The sequence below is a fragment of the Streptoverticillium olivoreticuli subsp. olivoreticuli genome, from assembly GCF_003391135.1.
Taxonomy (GTDB): Bacteria; Actinomycetota; Actinomycetes; order Streptomycetales; family Streptomycetaceae; genus Streptomyces; species Streptomyces blastmyceticus.
Genome location: NZ_CP031455.1, coordinates 8,088,385 through 8,106,547, shown reverse-complemented (window position 1 = coordinate 8,106,547; position 18,163 = coordinate 8,088,385). Strand labels below are relative to the sequence as shown.

16 protein-coding genes and 2 pseudogenes are annotated in these 18,163 nt (G+C 69.4%); 6 read left to right on the top strand and 12 right to left on the bottom strand.

Annotated elements, in window-relative coordinates:
- The first annotated feature begins 33 nt into the window (after nucleotides 1-33).
- Nucleotides 34-1,443 (top strand): family 2B encapsulin nanocompartment shell protein, encoded by a 1,410-nt coding sequence (locus DXZ73_RS35215; RefSeq protein WP_116214983.1) that lies wholly within the window; start codon nucleotides 34-36, stop codon nucleotides 1,441-1,443.
- 144 nt (nucleotides 1,444-1,587) lie between these two features.
- On the opposite strand, the gene DXZ73_RS35210 is transcribed toward DXZ73_RS35215, so the two are convergent.
- Complete coding sequence (locus tag DXZ73_RS35210; protein WP_116214982.1) at nucleotides 1,588-1,782, bottom strand: hypothetical protein; 195 nt, start codon at nucleotides 1,780-1,782, stop codon at nucleotides 1,588-1,590.
- 385 nt (nucleotides 1,783-2,167) lie between these two features.
- Between DXZ73_RS35210 and lysX the strand changes: the two genes are divergently transcribed.
- Entirely contained in the window at nucleotides 2,168-5,539 is a 3,372-nt protein-coding gene (lysX, locus tag DXZ73_RS35205; RefSeq protein ID WP_116214981.1) for a bifunctional lysylphosphatidylglycerol synthetase/lysine--tRNA ligase LysX, read from the top strand.
- A 126-nt stretch (nucleotides 5,540-5,665) separates the two neighbouring features.
- Nucleotides 5,666-6,604 (top strand): DMT family transporter, encoded by a 939-nt coding sequence (locus DXZ73_RS35200; protein ID WP_240351634.1) that lies wholly within the window; start codon nucleotides 5,666-5,668, stop codon nucleotides 6,602-6,604.
- A 9-nt stretch (nucleotides 6,605-6,613) separates the two neighbouring features.
- Here DXZ73_RS35200 and DXZ73_RS35195 read toward each other — a convergent pair whose 3' ends face one another.
- From DXZ73_RS35195 to DXZ73_RS35175, 5 genes are read right to left on the bottom strand one after another with little or no spacing between them, the layout of a single operon-like run.
- Nucleotides 6,614-7,294 (bottom strand): ABC transporter ATP-binding protein, encoded by a 681-nt coding sequence (locus DXZ73_RS35195; RefSeq protein WP_116214979.1) that lies wholly within the window; start codon nucleotides 7,292-7,294, stop codon nucleotides 6,614-6,616.
- The gene (locus tag DXZ73_RS35190; RefSeq protein ID WP_240351633.1) at nucleotides 7,282-8,376 is read right to left on the bottom strand and encodes an ABC transporter ATP-binding protein; all 1,095 of its coding nucleotides are present in this window, start codon (nucleotides 8,374-8,376) and stop codon (nucleotides 7,282-7,284) included. The genes DXZ73_RS35195 and DXZ73_RS35190 overlap by 13 nt, the downstream gene beginning before the upstream one ends.
- On the bottom strand, nucleotides 8,373-9,230 hold the full coding sequence (locus DXZ73_RS35185; RefSeq protein WP_116214978.1) for an ABC transporter permease: 858 nt from the start codon (nucleotides 9,228-9,230) through the stop codon (nucleotides 8,373-8,375). The genes DXZ73_RS35190 and DXZ73_RS35185 overlap by 4 nt, the downstream gene beginning before the upstream one ends.
- Nucleotides 9,223-10,179, bottom strand: coding sequence for an ABC transporter permease (locus tag DXZ73_RS35180; protein ID WP_205519401.1), 957 nt, complete (start codon nucleotides 10,177-10,179; stop codon nucleotides 9,223-9,225). The genes DXZ73_RS35185 and DXZ73_RS35180 overlap by 8 nt, the downstream gene beginning before the upstream one ends.
- A 41-nt stretch (nucleotides 10,180-10,220) precedes the next feature.
- Complete coding sequence (locus DXZ73_RS35175) at nucleotides 10,221-11,807, bottom strand: ABC transporter substrate-binding protein (RefSeq protein WP_116214976.1); 1,587 nt, start codon at nucleotides 11,805-11,807, stop codon at nucleotides 10,221-10,223.
- 413 nt (nucleotides 11,808-12,220) lie between these two features.
- Here DXZ73_RS35175 and DXZ73_RS35160 point away from each other — a divergent pair.
- Nucleotides 12,221-12,693, top strand: a pseudogene (locus DXZ73_RS35160) (NUDIX domain-containing protein).
- On the opposite strand, the pseudogene DXZ73_RS40710 reads toward DXZ73_RS35160, so the two are convergent.
- The 3 genes and pseudogenes from DXZ73_RS40710 to DXZ73_RS39790 form a co-directional block, all read right to left on the bottom strand.
- Nucleotides 12,681-13,243, bottom strand: a pseudogene (locus DXZ73_RS40710) (HD domain-containing protein). The pseudogenes DXZ73_RS35160 and DXZ73_RS40710 sit on opposite strands and share 13 nt — an antisense overlap.
- Before the next feature lie 269 nt (nucleotides 13,244-13,512).
- Nucleotides 13,513-13,716: a hypothetical protein gene (locus DXZ73_RS39795; protein ID WP_240351630.1), complete on the bottom strand. Its 204-nt coding sequence runs from the start codon at nucleotides 13,714-13,716 to the stop codon at nucleotides 13,513-13,515.
- A 291-nt stretch (nucleotides 13,717-14,007) separates the two neighbouring features.
- Nucleotides 14,008-14,322: a hypothetical protein gene (locus DXZ73_RS39790; protein ID WP_162889884.1), complete on the bottom strand. Its 315-nt coding sequence runs from the start codon at nucleotides 14,320-14,322 to the stop codon at nucleotides 14,008-14,010.
- 68 nt (nucleotides 14,323-14,390) lie between these two features.
- Between DXZ73_RS39790 and DXZ73_RS40320 the strand changes: the two genes are divergently transcribed.
- Nucleotides 14,391-14,546 (top strand): hypothetical protein, encoded by a 156-nt coding sequence (locus DXZ73_RS40320; RefSeq protein WP_338059165.1) that lies wholly within the window; start codon nucleotides 14,391-14,393, stop codon nucleotides 14,544-14,546.
- A gap of 45 nt (nucleotides 14,547-14,591) precedes the next feature.
- On the opposite strand, the gene DXZ73_RS38550 is transcribed toward DXZ73_RS40320, so the two are convergent.
- Nucleotides 14,592-14,969, bottom strand: a complete 378-nt coding sequence (locus DXZ73_RS38550) for a hypothetical protein (RefSeq protein WP_162890453.1) — start codon at nucleotides 14,967-14,969, stop codon at nucleotides 14,592-14,594.
- Between the two features lie 800 nt (nucleotides 14,970-15,769).
- On the opposite strand from DXZ73_RS38550, the gene DXZ73_RS35140 reads away from it, so the two are divergent.
- On the top strand, nucleotides 15,770-17,161 hold the full coding sequence (locus DXZ73_RS35140; protein WP_116209103.1) for an IS1380 family transposase: 1,392 nt from the start codon (nucleotides 15,770-15,772) through the stop codon (nucleotides 17,159-17,161).
- 111 nt (nucleotides 17,162-17,272) lie between these two features.
- Here DXZ73_RS35140 and DXZ73_RS35135 read toward each other — a convergent pair whose 3' ends face one another.
- Nucleotides 17,273-17,524, bottom strand: a complete 252-nt coding sequence (locus DXZ73_RS35135; RefSeq protein WP_116214975.1) for a hypothetical protein — start codon at nucleotides 17,522-17,524, stop codon at nucleotides 17,273-17,275.
- On the bottom strand, nucleotides 17,524-17,808 hold the full coding sequence (locus DXZ73_RS35130) for a hypothetical protein (RefSeq protein WP_116214974.1): 285 nt from the start codon (nucleotides 17,806-17,808) through the stop codon (nucleotides 17,524-17,526). Before DXZ73_RS35130 ends, DXZ73_RS35135 begins: the two co-directional genes overlap by 1 nt.
- Nucleotides 17,809-18,163 lie beyond the last annotated feature (355 nt).

Sequence of the window (18,163 nt, the reverse complement as noted above, 5' to 3'; positions counted from 1 at the left end):
CCAGATACCGCAACAGATGGGTGATGACCAACCATGACCACGTCAGTGGAGTCCGTACCTGGTGAGCAGCCGGGCCAGTCACAGCTGAGCCTCGGCACTCCCGCGGCACGGCAGCTCGCCACCACGACGAAGTCCGTACCGCAGATGCAGGGGATCTCCTCCCGCTGGCTTCTGCGCGTGCTGCCATGGGTCCAGGTGTCCGCGGGCACCTACCGGGTGAACAGGCGGTTGAGCTACACCGTCGGGGACGGCAGGGTCGAGTTCATCTCGACCGGCGCGGAAGTCCGGGTCATCCCACCGGAGCTGGGCGAACTTCCCCTGCTCCGGGGCTTCGAGGACAGCACCGTGCTGGAGGCGCTGGCGGGCGGATTCGTCCAGCGGCAGTACGCGGCGGGAGACACCCTCGTCCAGGCGGGCAGCCCGGCCGATCAGGTCTTCCTGATCGCGCACGGCAAGCTCAACAAGACGGGTCCCGGCAAATACGGGGACGAGACGGTGCTCGGGGTGCTGGCCGACGGGGACTACTTCGGCGAGCGCGTGCCGCTGGAGCCGGACGGCACCTGGCCGTTCACCGTCACGGCCGTCACGCGCTGCACGGTCCTGGCGCTCCCCCTCCAGGCCTTCCAGGAGCTGGCCGACCGCTCGGAGGCGCTGCGCGACCACGTCGCGGGCTTCGCCTCCCGCCCCCAGCCGGCGCAGAACAAGCGCGGTGAGGCCGATATCTCCGTCGCCTCGGGCCACACCGGGGAGCCGGTCATCCCGGGCACCTTCGTCGATTACGAACTCTCGCCTCGTGAGTACGAACTGAGCGTGGCCCAGACGGTCCTGCGGGTGCACACCCGCGTCGCCGACCTCTACAACGACCCGATGAACCAGGTCGAGCAGCAGCTGCGCCTGACCATCGAAGCCCTGCGCGAGCGCCAGGAACACGAGATCGTCAACAACAGCGAGTTCGGCCTGCTCCACAACGCCGACCTCGGCCAGCGTCTGCACACCCGCAGTGGGCCGCCGACCCCCGACGACCTCGACGAGCTGCTGTCGCGGCGCCGTAAGACGCAGTATCTGCTGGCGCACCCGCGCACCATCGCGGCCTTCGGCAGGGAGTGCAGCAGCCGTGGCCTCTACCCGAAGAACATCGAGGTCCTGGGATCGGCTGTGCGCTCCTGGCGCGGCGTGCCGCTGCTGCCGTGCAACAAGATCCCGGTGAGCGAATCGGGCACCAGCTCGATCCTCGCGATGCGCACCGGCGAGGAGAACGAGGGCGTGGTGGGCCTCCACCAGACCGGCATCCCGGACGAGTATCAGCCCAGCCTCAATGTGCGGTTCATGGGCATCAGCGAGCAGGCGGTCTCGTCCTATCTCGTGAGCGCCTATTTCTCGGCGGCCATCCTGGTGCCGGACGCGCTCGGTGTACTGGAGGACGTCGAGATCGGGCGCGTGTAACGACGCCCGGTCGCAAGAACGGAATCACGGAGAACGGCATCACCGGCCGCGTGACGTAAGGCGACGGAGGAGATCCGCGAGGAGGTACGGCCTCGATGCCCCCGGCCATGGCCGGTCGGACCGGCAGGAGTGACGGCCGGGGCGTCAGGGTCGTACGCCGCTGACGAACGTCGTGGTGGCCGACAGCCCGTGGGCAAGGGTGGGCGCGATGCTCGTGCTGGAAAGGAGGAATCCGAGCAGAACGCAGACCATCGCGTGGGAGACCCGCAGCGCGCCGCTGCGGAGAAACACCACCGCCATGATCAGAAGCAGTACGACCACGGAGATCGAGATAGCCATGGTGAGCCTCCTCGGCGGAGTGGATTGTCCGCCAGTCTGGCTCATCGCCCGTTGTCGACCTGCGAAAAGCATGTACTCCAATCGGGTATGAGTCGGCCCGGCCGGGGGCGCGGGTGCCATCGCGGGGACAGGCTCGGCGCAAGCGAAAGTGACACCGGCAGACCGTCGTCCGGATGCCGGGGAGGGCGGCCGGAGATGAACGGGACGGGCTCGGATCCCTCGCCGGGAGGGGCCGTCACCGCATGCGCGGCCCGGATGAGGATGCCCAGCGCTCGTACGGGCAGCGCGCGGGTGAGCTCCCGTACGCCCGGGGTCCGGGCACCCGGAGGCCCGGTGGGCAGGCGCTCGGCGGGCAGGTGTGCCGCGCCTTGCCTAGGCTGACGGAATGAGCCGTACAGCCCCGGACAGCGAGCACGCGGTGGCGCCGCCCGCCACCGCGGGGGCCGGAGGCCGGGACAGCAGCGAGGGGCGGGGCTCCGCCTGGCAGCGGCTGCTGCACCGGGTCCCCAATGGGTTCGCGGTGTTCTTCGGCCTGCTCGGGGTCTTCTGCGCGGTCACCTCGCTGGTCGTTCCGCTGCGGCGTGCGGCGCGCCCGCTGACCGACGCCCTGGACACGCTGACCGTGCCCACCGCGCCGAACCTGGCCTACGCCGTCTTCCTGCTGCTGCTCGCCACGGCGATGGCGGCCCGCAAGCGCGTCACCCTCTGGTTCGTCCTCGGCTATCTCTCCCTGCTGCTGATCGCGGACGCGCTGCTGCTGGCGGTGGGCTACTGGGACACGATCCCGTCCCTGGTGCTGTGTGTCGCGGCGATGGCCCTGCTGATCCTGGCCAGGCGGGAGTTCTACGCGGCGTCGCGGCGCGGGGCGTTCCTGCGGGCCCTGCTGGTGCTGGTGGCGGGGCTGGCCGTGGCCATTGCGGTGGGCTGGGGTCTGGTGTCGGCCTTCCCTGGCTCGCTGGAGCGCGGCGGCGGCAACCGGCTGCTGTTCGTGGCCAACAAGGTGTGCGGTGGTCTGGTCAGCGGCCGGCACTTCACCGGGCATCCACCGCACTGGCTGTATTTCCTGCTCGGTCTGCTCGGCGCGCTGGCGCTGCTCAACGCGGCCATGACGCTCTTCCGTTCGCAGCGGCTGGAGGCGGCGCTGCACGGCGACGAGGAGCCGCGCATCCGGGCGCTCCTCGGCCGTTACGGCGGACTGGACTCCCTGGGGTATTTCGCGACCCGCCGTGACAAGGCCGTCGTCTTCTCGCCCAGCGGCAAGTCCGCGGTGACCTACCGGGTGGAGGCGGGCGTCTGTCTGGCCTCGGCCGACCCGCTCGGGGACCCCGAGGCATGGACCCCGGCGATCGACGCCTGGCTGGAGCTCGCGGGGCGGTACGGCTGGCAGCCGGCCGTGATGGGGGCCAGTGAGGCGGGGGCCAAGGCGTACGCGCGGTCGGGGCTCGGGGCGCTCCAGCTGGGTGACGAGGCGATCCTCCAGGTGGCCGCGTTCGATCTCGACGGCCGGGAGATGCGGGTGACCCGGCAGGCCGTCAACCGGGTGGAGCGCACGGGCGCGACCACGCGGATCCGGCGGCACTCGGCGCTCTCCGACGAGGAGATGGGCGAGGTCATCGGGCGGGCGGACGCGTGGCGGGACACCGAGACCGAGCGGGGTTTCTCGATGGCGCTGGGGCGCCTGGGCGATCCGGCCGACGGTGACTGCCTGTTGGTCGAGGCGTTCGACAGCGAGGGGAAGATGATCGCGCTGCTGTCGTTCGTTCCCTGGGGCCGTGACGGTGTCTCGCTGGATGTGATGCGCCGCGACCGGGCGGCGCCCAACGGGGTCATGGAGTTCATGGTCGCCCAGCTGTGCGCGCAGGCGGGGCGGTTCGGCGTCAAGCACATCTCGTTGAACTTCGCGGTCTTCCGCTCCGCCTTCGAGGAGGGCGCGCGGATCGGTGCGGGGCCGGTGCTGCGGTTGTGGCGCAAGTTGTTGCTGTTTTTCTCCAAGTGGTGGCAGTTGGAGGCGCTCTACCGGTCCAACGTCAAGTACAACCCCGAGTGGCATCCGCGGTTCCTGTGTTACGCGGACGCCGGGGCCCTCGCCCGGATCGGGCTGGCCTCCGGGATCGCCGAGGGCTTCGTGGCCGTGCCCAGTCTGGGCAAGCTGTGGGGGCGGGGGCGGGCCCGGGGCATCGCGAGTCCCGCCTCCACCGCGGGGCTGCCCTCGCTCTCGGAGCTCGGCTTCGAAGGCGGCGAGGCCGGCGGCGCGGTGCAGCGGGACGAGCTCGCGGGCCTTCCCGAGCAGGTGCGGGTCCGGCGGCAGAAGCTGGAGCGGCTGCGGGAGGCGGGCGTCGACCCGTATCCGGTCGACGCCCGGCGCACCCACACCCTCGCCGCCCTGAGAGCGGCGCACTCGGGGCTCGCGCCCTCGTCCCGTACGGGCGAGCGGGTGACCGTGGCGGGGCGGGTGCTGCTCGTCCGCAATCACGGCGGCATCGCGTTCGCCGTCCTCCGCGACTGGTCCGGCGATCTTCAACTGGCCTTCACACGCGACGACTCGGGGGCCGAGTGCCTGCGGCGCTTCGTCACCCATGTCGACCTCGGCGACCACATCGAGGCGGAGGGCGAGGTGGGCACCACCGCCCGCGGCGAGCCGACCGTGTTCGTGACCCGGAGCCGGATGATCGCCAAGTGTCTGCGCCCGCTGCCCGACAAGCGCCACGGCCTGAGCGATCCGGAGGCACGGGTGCGGATGCGCTATGTGGACCTGGCGGTCTCGCCGGAGGCCCGGCAGACCGTACGGGCCCGCAGCGCCACGGTGCAGGCGCTCCGCCAGGGGCTGCTCGACCGCGGCTATCTGGAGGTCGAGACGCCGATGCTCCAGCAGGTCCACGGCGGCGCCAACGCCCGGCCCTTCACCACCCATATCAACGCCTACGACCTCGATCTGTATCTGCGGATCGCGCCCGAGCTCTATCTGAAGCGGCTGTGCGTGGGCGGCATGGAGAAGGTCTTCGAAATGGGCCGCACCTTCCGCAACGAGGGCGTCTCGTACAAGCACAATCCCGAATTCACGATGCTGGAGGCCTATCAGGCGTTCGCCGACTACGACGTGATGCTGGACCTGACGCGCGAGCTGATCCAGGGCGCCGCCGTCGCCGCCCACGGCAGGGCGGTCATTCTGCGCGCGGACGGCGAGGGGAAGCTCGTCGAGCACGACATCTCGGGCCTGTGGCCGGTGAAGACCGTCCACGGCTCGGTGGCGGAGGCTCTCGGTGAGGAGATCGACGCCGATACGCCCGTTGCGGTGCTGCGACGGCACTGCGACGCCGCGGGAGTGCCGCACAAGCCGGACGACCGGCGGGGGGACATCCTGCTGGAGATGTACGAGCGGCTGGTCGAGGAGCGGACCGGGCTGCCCGTGTTCTACAAGGACTTCCCCACCGACGTCTCGCCCCTGACCCGGCCACACCGCGCCGATCCGCGGCTGGCCGAGCGCTGGGACCTGGTGGCGTTCGGCACCGAGCTGGGGACGGCGTACTCGGAGCTGATCGACCCCATCGAGCAGCGTCGCAGGCTGACCGCGCAGTCGCTGCTGGCCGCGGGCGGCGACCCCGAGGCGATGGAGCTGGACGAGGACTTCCTGCGGGCCCTGGAGTACGCGATGCCGCCGACGGGCGGGCTGGGGATCGGCGTGGACCGGCTGGTGATGTTCCTGACCGGGCTCTCCATTCGCGAGACCTTGCCGTTCCCGTTGGTCCGGAGGCGCTGAATTCGCAAGCAATCAAAGGATGCCTTTTGGTTTCGGATAGAATTCATTATTTGCCTTATAGATCCGCCGTTGTTAATTTGACAGCTCAGTCCCTTTCAGTCCCTGACCGAGCTGGTGGTGTTTTCCATGACGGCGGCACAGCGTGCGGCAACCCCATGGCTTCCGATGGCGGCCACGGCGGTGCTGTGGGGATCGGCGTTCACCGCGATCCGTATCGCGCTGCCGGACTATTCGCCCACCACGATCGCGCTCATGCGCATCGCCATCACCGTGGTGCTGCTCCTGCCGTGCCTGGCGCTCAAGCGCATAGGCCCCCTCAAGCGCGGGGACGCCCTGCGCATGGCGGCCTTCGGGCTCACCGGCATGACCGCGTACCAAGTGCTGCTGTGCGCCGGCGAGCAGAGCGTGGAAGCGGGCACCGCGGCCATGCTGATCGCCGCTTCCCCGGTCTTCACGACCGTCCTGGGCATGGCGTTCCTCGGTGACCGTCCCGGACGGCGGGGGCTGGCCGGTCTGGGCCTCGCCCTGTGCGGTGCGCTGCTGGTCGCGGTCACGTCGGGCAGCGGAAGCGGTTCCCTCACGGGGGCGCTGATGGTCCTCCTCGCGGCCGCCACCCAGGCGACGTCGTTCGCGTTCCAGAAGCCGCTGCTCAAGAAGTATTCGGGCGCGGAATGCGTCTTCTACGGCAGCCTCTTCGGCCTCGTTCCGCTGCTGGCGACGGCGCCCGACGCCGTCGGCCAGGTCGCCGCCGCCGACACCCACCGCACGCTGGCTGTCCTGTGGCTGGGGCTGGGCTGTACGGCCATGGCCTTCTGGACCTGGTCGCGCACGCTGCGTGCGACGACCGCGTCCACCGCTTCCCTCGTGCTGTACGCCGTGCCCGTCGCCGCTCTCGCCCTGGACGCCGCGTTCCTCGGCAACATCCCGGCGCTCAGCGCGGTGCTCGGCGGTCTGCTGGTCCTGGCCGGGGTTGCCGTCGCCTCGGTGCGCCGCTCGAAGCCCGCTCCGCGCCCCGCGGCCGAGGCCCCCGAGCGGGAGCCGGTCGGCGCGGGCAGCCGCAAGTAGCCGATCCGGTCAGTCGGCCGTGGGCGTCACCGCCGCGCCCGCCAGGTCCTCCCACCGCACCGTACGGTCGCACCACCGGCCGAGAAGCGTGCGGTCGTGGCCCACGGTCAGCAGGCCCGCGCCGGTCTCCTCGCGGTACTCCTCGACCACGGCCACCAGAGCGGCGGTCGTGGACGCGTCCAGCATCGCGGTCATCTCGTCGCAGATCAGCCAGCGCGGGCGCAGCACAAGGGCCCTGGCCAGGCAGGCGCGTTGCAGCTGCCCGTCGCTGACCTCGTGCGGCCGCCGTCGCAGCAGTTCGGCGGAGAGGCCGACGCGCCGGGCCAGTTCGTCCACCCTGCCACCGGCCTCCTCGCGGCGCCCGGTGGCCCGCAGCGGCTCGGCGATCAGGTCGGCGAGCCTCATGCGCGGGTCGGCGGAGAGGCGCGGCTGCTGGAAGACGACGCCGAAGGCGGTGCGCTGTTCGCGCGGGGCCCGGTGGCGCCAGCCGTGGGCGGGGCTGCCGTCGATGACGACCGTGCCCGAGTAGGGCCGGTGCAGCAGTGCGGCGACCCGGGCGAGGGTCGACTTGCCGCAGCCGCTGGGGCCGAGCAGCCCTACGGCCTCCCCCGCGGCGACGCTCAGCGAGACGTCGCGCACGACGGGGGCCCGTCGCTCGTATCCGGCGGTGATCCGGCTCAGTTCGAGCACGTGCGGTCCTCCTCCGCGTGGTGGCAGGCCACGCCGTCGGCCGGGGACGGAACCGTCCCGCAGGCGTCCGTCGCCTTCGGGCAGCGCGCGGCGAAGGCGCAGCCGGGCGGCAGGTCGCCGAGTTCGGGTGGCATGCCGGGGATCGGGGTGAAGGCACGCTCGGGCAGGGCGTCGAGCAGGCCGCGGGCGTAGGGGTGGCGGGGGCCTCGGGTGCCGAAGAACGTGGTGGCGTCGGCGATTTCGACGATGCGGCCCGCGTACATCACGGCGACGCGGTCGGCGATGCGCTCCGCCGCCGCGAGGTCGTGCGTGATCATCAGCAGGGCGTGCCCGGCGTCGGCGTGCCGGCGCAGCTCGTCGGCCGTGCGGTCCACGAGGTCGCGGTCGAGGCCGGTGGTCGGCTCGTCGGCGAGCAGCAGCGGGGCGTCACCGACCAGGGCGAGCGCGGTGGCCGCGCGCTGGGCGAGCCCGCCGGAGAGCTCGTGCGGGTGGCGGTCGAGGTGATCGGCGGGGAACGCGGCGCGCGCGGCGGCGGCTTCGCCCGCCTCCCGGAGCCCGGCCTTCCTGGACCCGCTCTTCCTGGACCCAGCCTTTCCGGTCCCGGCTTTTCCGATCCCGGCCTTCCAGACGCCGGTCAGCTCCCGCAGGGTCTCGTGGAGCTGCGAGCGCACGGTGCGTACGGGAGTGAGATGCGCGGCCGGGCTCTGCGGTACGAGTCCGATGCGGCGGCCGCGTACGGTACGGGCCAGCGTGCGCTCATCGGCGGCGAGCAGGTCGAGGCCGTCGCCGGGGCCGCCTCCGGGCCCGGCGAGGAGCGCCTGCCCCACGGTCCGGGCGTTGGCGGGCAGCAACCCCAGCAGCGCGGACGCGAGAACGGACTTGCCGCATCCGCTCTCGCCGATGAGCGCGAGGCACTCCCCCGGCCATACGTCGAAGGTGGCGTCGGTGACCGCGGCGACGTCTCCGCCGGTGCGCATCCGGAAGCGGACGGACAGCCCGCGTACGGACAGGACGGGCTCGCCCGCGGCCCGGCCGCCGGGCGTTCCGGGCGCTTCGGGCGCTTCGGGGGAACGCGTGGTCACAGCGTCGGCTCCGATCGGCGGCGGGGGTTGAGCCGGTCGCGCCAGGTGGCCGCGAGGCCCGCGACGGCGAGGGTGGGGACGATGATGAACAGGCCGGGGAAGAGGGTCGGCCACCAGTCACCGGCGAGCAGCGAACCACGCGCGGCCTGGACCATGTTGCCGAGGCTCGCCTGGTGGGTGGGGAGCCCGAGGCCCAGGAAGGACAGCGCGGACTCGTGCCAGATCGCGTGCGGGACCATGAGCACCGCCGCGAGCCCGGCCTGGGGCAGCACGCCCGGCAGCAGGTGCCGTACGGTGACGCGCCACCGGGACGAGCCGCCCGCGACGGCCGCGTCGATGTACGGGCGTGAGCGCAGCGAGAGCACCTCGGCCCGGACGATCCGGGCGGTCGACAGCCAGTGGGTGAAGGCGACCGAGACGATGACCGGCCAGACGCCCGGCCGGAACATCGCCACGACGAAGATGCCGAGCAGCAGGTGCGGCACCGAGGAGCACAGGTCCACGACCCGCATCACGACGCGGTCCGCCCAGCCGCCGAGCGCACCGGCCAGTGCGCCGACCGCCGTGCCGACGACCGTCGCCGCGAAGGCCGCGACGACGCCGACGAGCAGGGAGACCCGCAGCCCGTAGACGCAGCGCAGCAGCAGGTCGCGGCCGACCTCGTCGGTGCCGAAGGGGTGGGACCACGACGGCGGCCGCAGCCTGGCACCGAGGTCGACGGCCTGCTCGTCCAGGGGGACCAGCGCGGGTACGAGCAGCGCGACGAGGACGACGGCCGCGACGAGCGCGCCGGAGACGCTCGGGCGCGGCACGCGCGGGGCGCGCCGGGCCGTACCGCTGACGGTCTCAGCCATCGAATCCCACTCTCGGGTCGGCCAGTCCGTACAGCAGGTCGGACAGCAGATTGCCCACCAGGACCGCGGCCGTGGCGAGCACGGTCAGGGCCGCGAGCAGAGGGAAGTCGACCTTGGTGGCCGCCTCCACGGTCGCGGAGGCGATGCCGGGCCAGCTGAAGACGGTCTCCACCAGGAGCGCGCCGGTGATGAGTTCGGGGACGCGCGAGCCGATGAGCGTGAGAACCGGCAACAGCCCGGAGCGCAGGGCGTGGTGGAGGAGGACGGTCCGTTCGCGCAGGCCACGTGCGCGTGCTCCGCGTACGGGGTCCTCCTCCAGTGCGTCGCCGACGCCCTGGCGTACGTACAGCACGAACCACGGCAGCTGGGAGACGGCGAGCACCACGGCGGGCAGGACGACGTGGGAGGCGATCTGGCCGGGTGTGGCCGCGTCGCTGCCCGTGTCGGTCAGGCCTCCGGCGGGCAGGGCGTCGAGCTTGAGGGCGAAGAGCCAGATGGCGAGCAGCCCGAGCCAGAAGGGCGGCGCCGCTTCGAGCGCGTACGCCACGGAGGTCACGGCCCGGTCGAACAGGCCGCCCCGGCGCCGCGCCGCGAGGACGCCCAGCGCCGTGCCCACCGCGAGCGCCAGCGCGAAGGCGACGGCGCACAGGAGCACGGACCAGCCGACGCGTTCGCCGATGACCTGGGCGACGGGCTGGCGCAGCGAGCTGGAGTCGCCCAGGTCGCCGGTGAGGGCGGCGGTGATCCAGTCCCACCAGCGGACGGCGAACGGCCGGTCGGCGCCGAGGTTCTCGCGCAGCTGATCGAGGACGCCCTGGCCCGCGCTCAGTCCGGCGGAGCCGGCGTACGCCTGGGCCGGGTCGAACGGCGAGGCCGCGGCGATGGCGAAGACGCCGAAGGTGACGGCGGCGAGCACGGGGACGGCGGCAAGCAGCCGCCGTCCGGCCATGCGCGCCATCGGCCCCCAGGGGAGCCGGGCGGAGCCTCGGGTCACTTCTTCGGCTGCCAGGACTCGACGTTCCACCACGGTCCGGCGCCCAGGCCGTGGTCGTGCGGCTCGACCTGGGTGGTGATGTCCTGCCACTCGTCGTTCATGACGTAGAGGTGGTCGACGTGGGTGAGGAAGGTGTAGCCGGGGTTGTCGGCGAGCCCGCGCTGGACCTTGTCGTAGGCGGCCTTGCGTGCGGTCCTGTCACCGCTGCGGCGGCCTTCCTCCAGGGCCTTGTCGACCTCGGGGTCCACGTAGGCGGCCATGTTGTTGAAGCCGTCGAGGGCGAGCGAGGAGTGGAGCAGGTTGTAGAGGTCGAAGTCCGGGTCGGCGGGGTTGCCGCCGCCGGCCAGGACCGCGTCGTTCTTCATCCGCGGTTCGATGACCTCCCAGGTGCCGCTCTGCACCTCGACCTTGAGGCCGGCCTTCTTGGCGTCGGAGGCGAAGGCGAGGGCGTGCTCCTGGCGGAGCTTGTCACCGGCGGGGAACCAGAGGGTGAACTCCGCGCGCTGCCCGTCCTTCTCCCGGATGCCGCCGTCGCCGGTCTTCCAGCCCGCGTCGTCGAGCAGCTTCTTCGCCTTGTCGAGGTCGTACGGGCGCTCGGTGCCCTTGGCGAACCACTCGCTGTCGGTGGGCACCGGGCCGTAGCCCGCCTTGCCCGCGCCTTCGAGGAGCTTGTCGACCATGGCCTTGCGGTCGACGGCGAGGTCGAGGGCGCGGCGGACGGCGATGTCGCCGGTCACCTTGTTCGCCGTCGGCAGGGTGACGCCGCGGAAGTCGGTGGTCCGGGCGGTGACCGACAGCTTGGACTTGTCGCCCTTGAACCCCTTGGCGAGGTTGGGCGGCAGGATCGCGCCGTCGAGGTCGCCGGAGCGCAGCCGGGTGGCGCGGACGTCGTCGTCCTTGATGATCGCCATGGTGAGCTTCTTGATCTTCGGCTCGCCGCCCCAGTAGCCGGGGTTGGCCTTGAAGCTCAGCTTCTCGCCCTTGCTCCAGCCGGTCAGGACGTACGGACCCGTGCCGATCGGCGCGGTGTTGAACGACCCGGTGTTGACGTCCTGCCCCTTCGCCGCGTGCTCGGGGGCGATGGGCAACACGGTGCGCTCGGCGAACGGCGCGTAGGGGTACTTGAGCGTGAAGACCACCGTGTCGTCGCCCTCGGCGGTCACCGCGTCGATGGCGTCGAGCTCGCCCTTGGCGGCGTTGTTGGTCTTCTCGTCGAGGATGGTCCGGTAGGTGAAGACCACGTCCTTGGCGGAGAAGGGCTTCCCGTCGCTGAACTTCACCCCGTGCCGGAGCTTGTAGGTATACGTCTTCCCGTCGTCGGCCACGGCGGGCAGCGCGGCGGCGAGCGCGGGCCGGAGCTTCATGTCCGCGTCGCGGCGGAGCAGCCCGTCGAAGATCTTGGAGTTGCCGTCCTTGCCGTAGCCGAGCAGCGGACTGAGCGTCTCGGGCTCATTGGCGAGCCCGACGACCAGCGACTCCTTGTCCTCGCCCCCGCCCCCGGGCGTCGAACACGCCGCGGCACCTGCCGCCAGAACCCCTGCCATGGCCGCGGCGGCCACTCCCCGTACGGACCGGGCCGTCATGCCCCACACCTCTTACTCACGTTTTGCTGCTATTGCGAACCAGTCGCAATTAAACAGTACGTAAAGGAGTGGTCATGATCCGGGGCGGGCCCAGGGAGCCAAAGGGGGAACCAAAGGGGAGCCACCGCGCTGGCGGACCACCGGCCGCGGGGGCTCCCTCGGCAACTTCAGCCCCCTCCGAAGATCTCGTCCATTGCTTCCGCCCCTTCCGTGATCACCGGGCGCAGCTGCTTGCGGTAGACCCTCTCTGTGGTGGCGGTACCGCTGTACCCGACGACGCGAGCGATGACCTCGAATCGGGGCCTGCGCCGCCTGCCCGGAGGAGGACTGTTCGACACGTACGTGAATAGCCTCGAACAGATCTGGGGAGGAGCACGCCGGTTGACAGACCACGACTTCACAGGAGCTTGAGCATGGGACGCATTGATTACCTTCACGACCCCGACGCCCCGCCGGCCAACTCGGTCGTGCCGTCCGTCGTCGCATTCGTGCAGAACGACGAGGGCCAGGTGCTGATGATCCAGCGATCAGACAACGGCCGTTGGGCACTTCCCGGCGGTGGGCACGATGCAGGCGAATTCGTCAGCGACACCGTGTGCGCGAGGTCCGAGAAGAAACCGGCATCAAGGTCGAGGTCATCGACATGTCCGGGATCTACACCGATCCGGGACATGTCTTGGCCTACGACGACGGAGAGGTCCGGCAGCAATTCAGCATCTGCTTTCGGGCCCGGCCGATCGGCGGGGAAGTTCGTACGAGCGACGAGACGACACAGGTCCGCTGGGTCAATCCGGCGGACCTGTCGGCGTACGACATCCACCCGACCATGCGACTCAGGATCGAGCACGCCATGGACCGGACGCGGACAGCGCCCTATATCGGCTGATGCTCGACGCTGGCGAGCTGCCCGAGCACACGCGCTGTGCTCGACAGGATCTCCGGCTCAGCGGCGGCGGATGAACTTGTCTATGAGGCTGCCGGGGCCATAGCGCCCGGCAATCTCGTTCACCCGGTCAACGGGGTTCGTAGCAGTGCCGTCCGGGGTGGTGTTCATGTCGCAGTAGCAGAGCGCGTCGATGAGGTGCGGACGCCCGCGTGGAAACTCGCTCTCCAACTCGTCGCGCAGCCCTCGCGCTTCCGCCTTCATCCACGCACACAAGTGGTGCACCAGCAGGCGCACGACCGCTCGTCCGCGTGCGCTACACCCCGTAGATACCGAGCTCCGTCCAGCGAGTGAAAGCCGGTTTGGGCGAGGTCGGGCGCATAGCCGACGTCATGGAGTACCGCGGCCGCCTCCAGCAGCTCGGCGTCCTCACCGAGGAGCGGAGCGATCGTTCGCGCGCGCTCGGCCAACTCCCAACGAGTGCTTATCGGCGCAACAGCGTTTTGGCAAGCAGCGATTCAGCAAGGGGGTAGGCCCACTCAGCCAATCCCATGGCGCTCAAGGCTAGAGCCCCCATCCCGGTCTGGGAGAGCGCGGACGGTCCGCGACTTCCCCTGACGCTCTTCCGGGCAGAAGCCCCTCGGCTTGCAGCTTGTCCGAGGCCTTGGTCACGGTCGGCCGCTAGACGCCGAACCGCGCGCACAGCGCAGACGCGCTGGGGAACACCGCCCCGACCTGAAGCTCTTCATCCGCGATGACGCCCGCGATCCGCTTCTCCAACGGCCGGCGGTCTGTCTGCTGTCCGGCCCTGACCACTCGCCATCAGCCACCAGGAGCCGGTTTTGCTAGCCCCTCCTCCCGCAAGACGCCGAAGGCCCGGAGCCCGACACCGCGCGAGACCCCGTGGGCGCGCACGACTTCGGCGGCGGACGGAAGCTCCGCCATCTCCAGATCCGATTCGATCTGCGCTCTCACCGCATCAGCGACCTTCAGGAAGGTCCCCCGAGGGCTGATCTGCTGCGACACGCGCTCCCCCTCTGTACGTCCGTCGACAGACTCACAGCGTCGCATGCCCAGTCCAGACGACGAACACCCAGCGCAGGGGAACACGAGAAACCCGTCGGGTGTGATCGGCGAACGCACGGGACCACCCCTGCGTGCACGACGACCACGAGATCACCGCATCACGTGATGCGGTGCTGCGGGACCATCCATCGTTTAGCACTCCACCCCTGTCGAATACCCGCCGAAGTTCCTCTTCGCGAGGGAGTCATACCGACATAAGAGCAGGTCAGCGCCTCAACGGTCGGGCATTACTCAGGCGCCTTCCTGACGCCAGACTCGGCGAGCCTCGCCAGAGCGAACGCCCCCCAGACAACTGTCGAAGAGCTGCGGCAGGAAGTCGACAAGCTGCGTCGCGAAGTTGACGAACTGCGGGACCGCGTAGTGGCGCTGGAGGGCTGAAACCTCGCGGCCCACGGACCGCACCAACGGACGGTCGGCGACCTTGCCCTTGCTGTGCCGTACAGCACATTCCGGAAGGCGAGCCGCGTACTCGCCGCTGTCTCGTACACGCTTGCCCGGGATTACGGTGTCGAGAACGAGCTGCTCGATGTGGCGAGGGTCGTACAACCACCTACCTCGCGGAGATTGAGTACATCCCCAAGGTGGCTTCGCAGTCATGGCGCTGGGCGCCGGAGATGCGGGAGACGGTGAGCGCGCTATCAGAGAGGTGTCTGCCGGCGGAGCCGACGGAAGCAGCAGCTGTTGTCATTGACCGCTGGGCGGACACCAAGGATCTGTCTCTGGAGATTTCAGAGGCGCTGGGATGGCTTCACAAGATCCCAGAAGACTGAGGATGACGCCAGTCGCCCCACTCCAGAGGAGAGATCAGGTTGTTGCTACATCCGCTTTACGCCATTTGGCGCCACGTCGGCGAACCTGAGGAGTGAGCGCGTACACTCCACGGCCGCCACATATGGTTCATCGCACACGCTCTTTTCTACTTTTCGGCCATTCCAAGCATTATCCCTTTCAACACGCAAGGCATCTACGTAACGCGCGATGGCATCCATCACACTCGCTCCGCTCAGAATATCTATTCCCGAACGAATAGCCGACAACCGCTCGTCGACTTCTTCCATCTCTGACTGTAGCGCGAGCCTTCGCGCTTTACTTTTCACCTCGGCCATTCGGCATGTAATATTCCAGTGCTTTGCGGCGATATCAAAGAATTCACGCAGCGCCTCCTTACAATCCTGTCGATCTTGCTGCCTCACTGCAGCATACTCCCCTTCGGCTCTCATTTCTCTCTGAATAGCCCTGTTTCCACGAAGAGACGCAGTCGCCACCCAGATGGCGATGGCTGCGGGAAACACTATACCGGCAATGCTAATCCAGAATTGCCTACACGATGTAACAGCTTCAGCCAACTGGAGATTTTCTACAACCATATCGGCGAAACCCCCATACTCCTTCTAGCCTCTCCGTCCAGTAACACCCCGGGCCGACAAGATGGCAACTTGGGCCCTTTAGGAACTGCATTACCGTTCCGAACGCCTTACACGCGTGGTGGGATCCAGCGGGACGCATGCCTCGCGGGCGCATTTCGGCTCGGTATAACGAGCCCGCCCGGAGTGGCCGACCAGAAGGAGGGGAGGGCGAAGGAAGCCAAGAAGAAGCTACGGAAGTCGCACAGGAAGTGGCCTCATGGCCACCCCTGCTTCCTCGTTCCCGACGCATGCGCGACGAAGTTGTCGTCGGACGACGCTCATGACACGCGAAACCGCAGGTCAACCGCCCGACGTCGCACGATGGATCAAGCGCAAGGCCAGTGGATCGAGATAATAAGATCCCAGGGCCAGGATCGGGCGCAGCCCGCCTGTTGCCCAAGTCCAGTTCAGCCGGTGTAGCTCAGCTGGAGGACAGTGAGTGTCTTCGTGATCTGGCCGACTAAGCCTTGATCCACCGCCGGACGCCTTGTGGATAACGTCTTGGAAAACAAGAAAGTGCCTTGTGACCTGCAATGATGGGAGTTCTTCAGGCTTCCAGCACGCATAATCAGCAAGGCACTTCCGAGATGCAAGTTTCCCACACGCCAGCGGCGGTCTCCGCCGTGTTCGATGACCCGAATCTGATCGCGCATGCCGGGCTGGTCCCGGTGATGCGACTGGCCGGGCGGTGCGGTCTGCCCCGGCTGGTGACGGAGAAGGTGAGGCTGACCGGGGCGAAGAACGGCGCGGGTGCGGCGGCGGACGCCAAGGTCACCAGCATCGTGGCCGGCATGGCCGCAGGGGCCGACAGCATCGACGACCTGGGCGCGCTGCGCCACGGCGCGATGCCGACCGTGTTCCGAGGGATCCGTGCCCCGTCCACCCTGGGCACCTTCCTCCGCTCCTTCACCCATGGCCATGCCCTCCAACTCCACGCTGTCCACCGCAGGTTCCTCGCGGAACTGGCCGCGCACACCCCGCTGCTGCCCGGCTCCGACGAGAAGGCATTCATCGATGTCGATTCCACCCACAAACGCGTCTACGGCCGGGCCAAGCAGGGTGCCGAGTACGGCCGGTTCAAAGGCATCCGCACCCTGCACCCCCTGCTCGCCACGATCTGCACCCCCGCCTCCCGGCCGGTGATCGCCACCGTGCGGATGCGCCGCGGCAAAGCCGCCGACTCCCGCGGCGCCCCGAAACTCGTCAGCGAGGCCCTGGCCACCGCCGTCGAGGCCGGCTGCACCGGCATGCGCATCCTGCGCGCGGACTCGCAGTTCTACAACGCCGGTGTCATCGCCGCCTGCCGCCGGGCCGGCGCCCACTTCTCGGTCACCACCGGCATGAACCCCTCCATCAAACGGGCCATCCACAGCATCCCCGACACCGCCTGGCAGCAGATCACCTACCCGACCGCAGTGCCCGACCCGGAGACCGGCGACCTCATCCCGGACGCCGAAGTCGCCGAGATACCCGTCTACGCCGCCTTCGTCAGCCGCAGGAAAGCCTCGCGGGTCACGGCCCGGCTGATCGTGCGCCGGGTCCGTGACCTCGCCAAACCCGCCACCGTGGGCGAGCAGGGCGAGTTGTTCCCCGTCTGGCGCTACCACCCGTTCTTCACCGACAATCCCGCCCGGACCCTCCAGGCCGAGCAAGAACACCGCCACCACGCCGTCGTCGAACAGGTCATCGCCGACAGCAAAGCCTCCGCCCTGGCCCACCTGCCCTCGGGACACTTCCATGCCAACTCCGCCTGGCTGACCCTGTGGGCGATGACCTGCAACCTGCTGCGGGCGGCCGGCGCACTGGCCTCCGCCTTCCACGCCAAGGCCACCACCGCCACTCTCCGCACCCACCTGGTCCAGGTTCCGGCCCGGATCGCCCGCTCCGCACGACGCATCACCCTGCACCTGCCGCACAACTGGCCCTGGCAGCATGCCTGGACACACCTCTTCGACACCGTCCACGGCCCACCCGGCTGACACGACCAGCCCCTACCCGACCCGCCCACCGCCAGGGCCCAACCGGAACCGAACCCGTGGAAAAGCTGGGCAGACCAGCGACTACAACCTGCCCATGCCCAACCACCGACCTCAAACCGGCTCGAAACCGGTCACAAGATCACTCCCCAAACCACGTCGGTGGATCAGGGCTAAGAGGACGCCGATGACGTGTTCGGTGACGATCATCCGTACGACACCGTCGTCTTCACCGTACGGTTCGGTCGATGCGATCGGGTCATCGCATGCCGCGGCAAGCGCGAGCGAAAGCCGCTCGCTCGCTTCGGGCGGCAGAGCGTCGTGCACGGCTTCGGCCGCCAAGTCGTACTTGAGCCGGTAGACCATCAGGCGGCGCCTCGGCCCCGTGCAGCAGCGGCCTCGGCCTGGACGCGATCGGTCATGTCCACCCAGTCCCCGGGGATCTCCCCCGCGACAGCCTCTGCTTCGGCGAGCATGCGCCCACGCTCAGCGGCCACGGACACGCCGGCCGCGATCGTGCGCCACTTGGCGAAGACGGTCAGCAGCTCGTGCGCGGGGGCGCGGTTGATCTCGCCAAGGAATCTCTGACTCAGCGCGGGGTTGCCCAGCGCCTCACAGATGGATTCGATGGTCCATGCCTGGTCGCTCACGGCCTAGCCTCCCGCGATCGTCGCCGTACCTTCGCGCTTACGGTACGCGCGCCACACGCTCGGCGTCAGCCACGTCATGGCTCCGGCACAAGTGAACGGCAGGTGGGTCTCCCGTCGCACAGTCACGGAACGAAGGCTTCGCGATCCGGAGCCGGGAGCCAAACGGGGAGCCAACAGCGGCGACAGAGAGTGGACTGAGGTGGACGTCAGCGGACGGTCTCAGGGCAAATGACGCAGGTAACGACCGCAGAGCCGTCTCGCCACCTGTGCCGTTCCAACCCTCCGCTTACACAGTACGTAAAGGAGTGGTCATGATCCGGGCGGTGCGCCGGATGGCGAGGTCTGGCGAAAATTC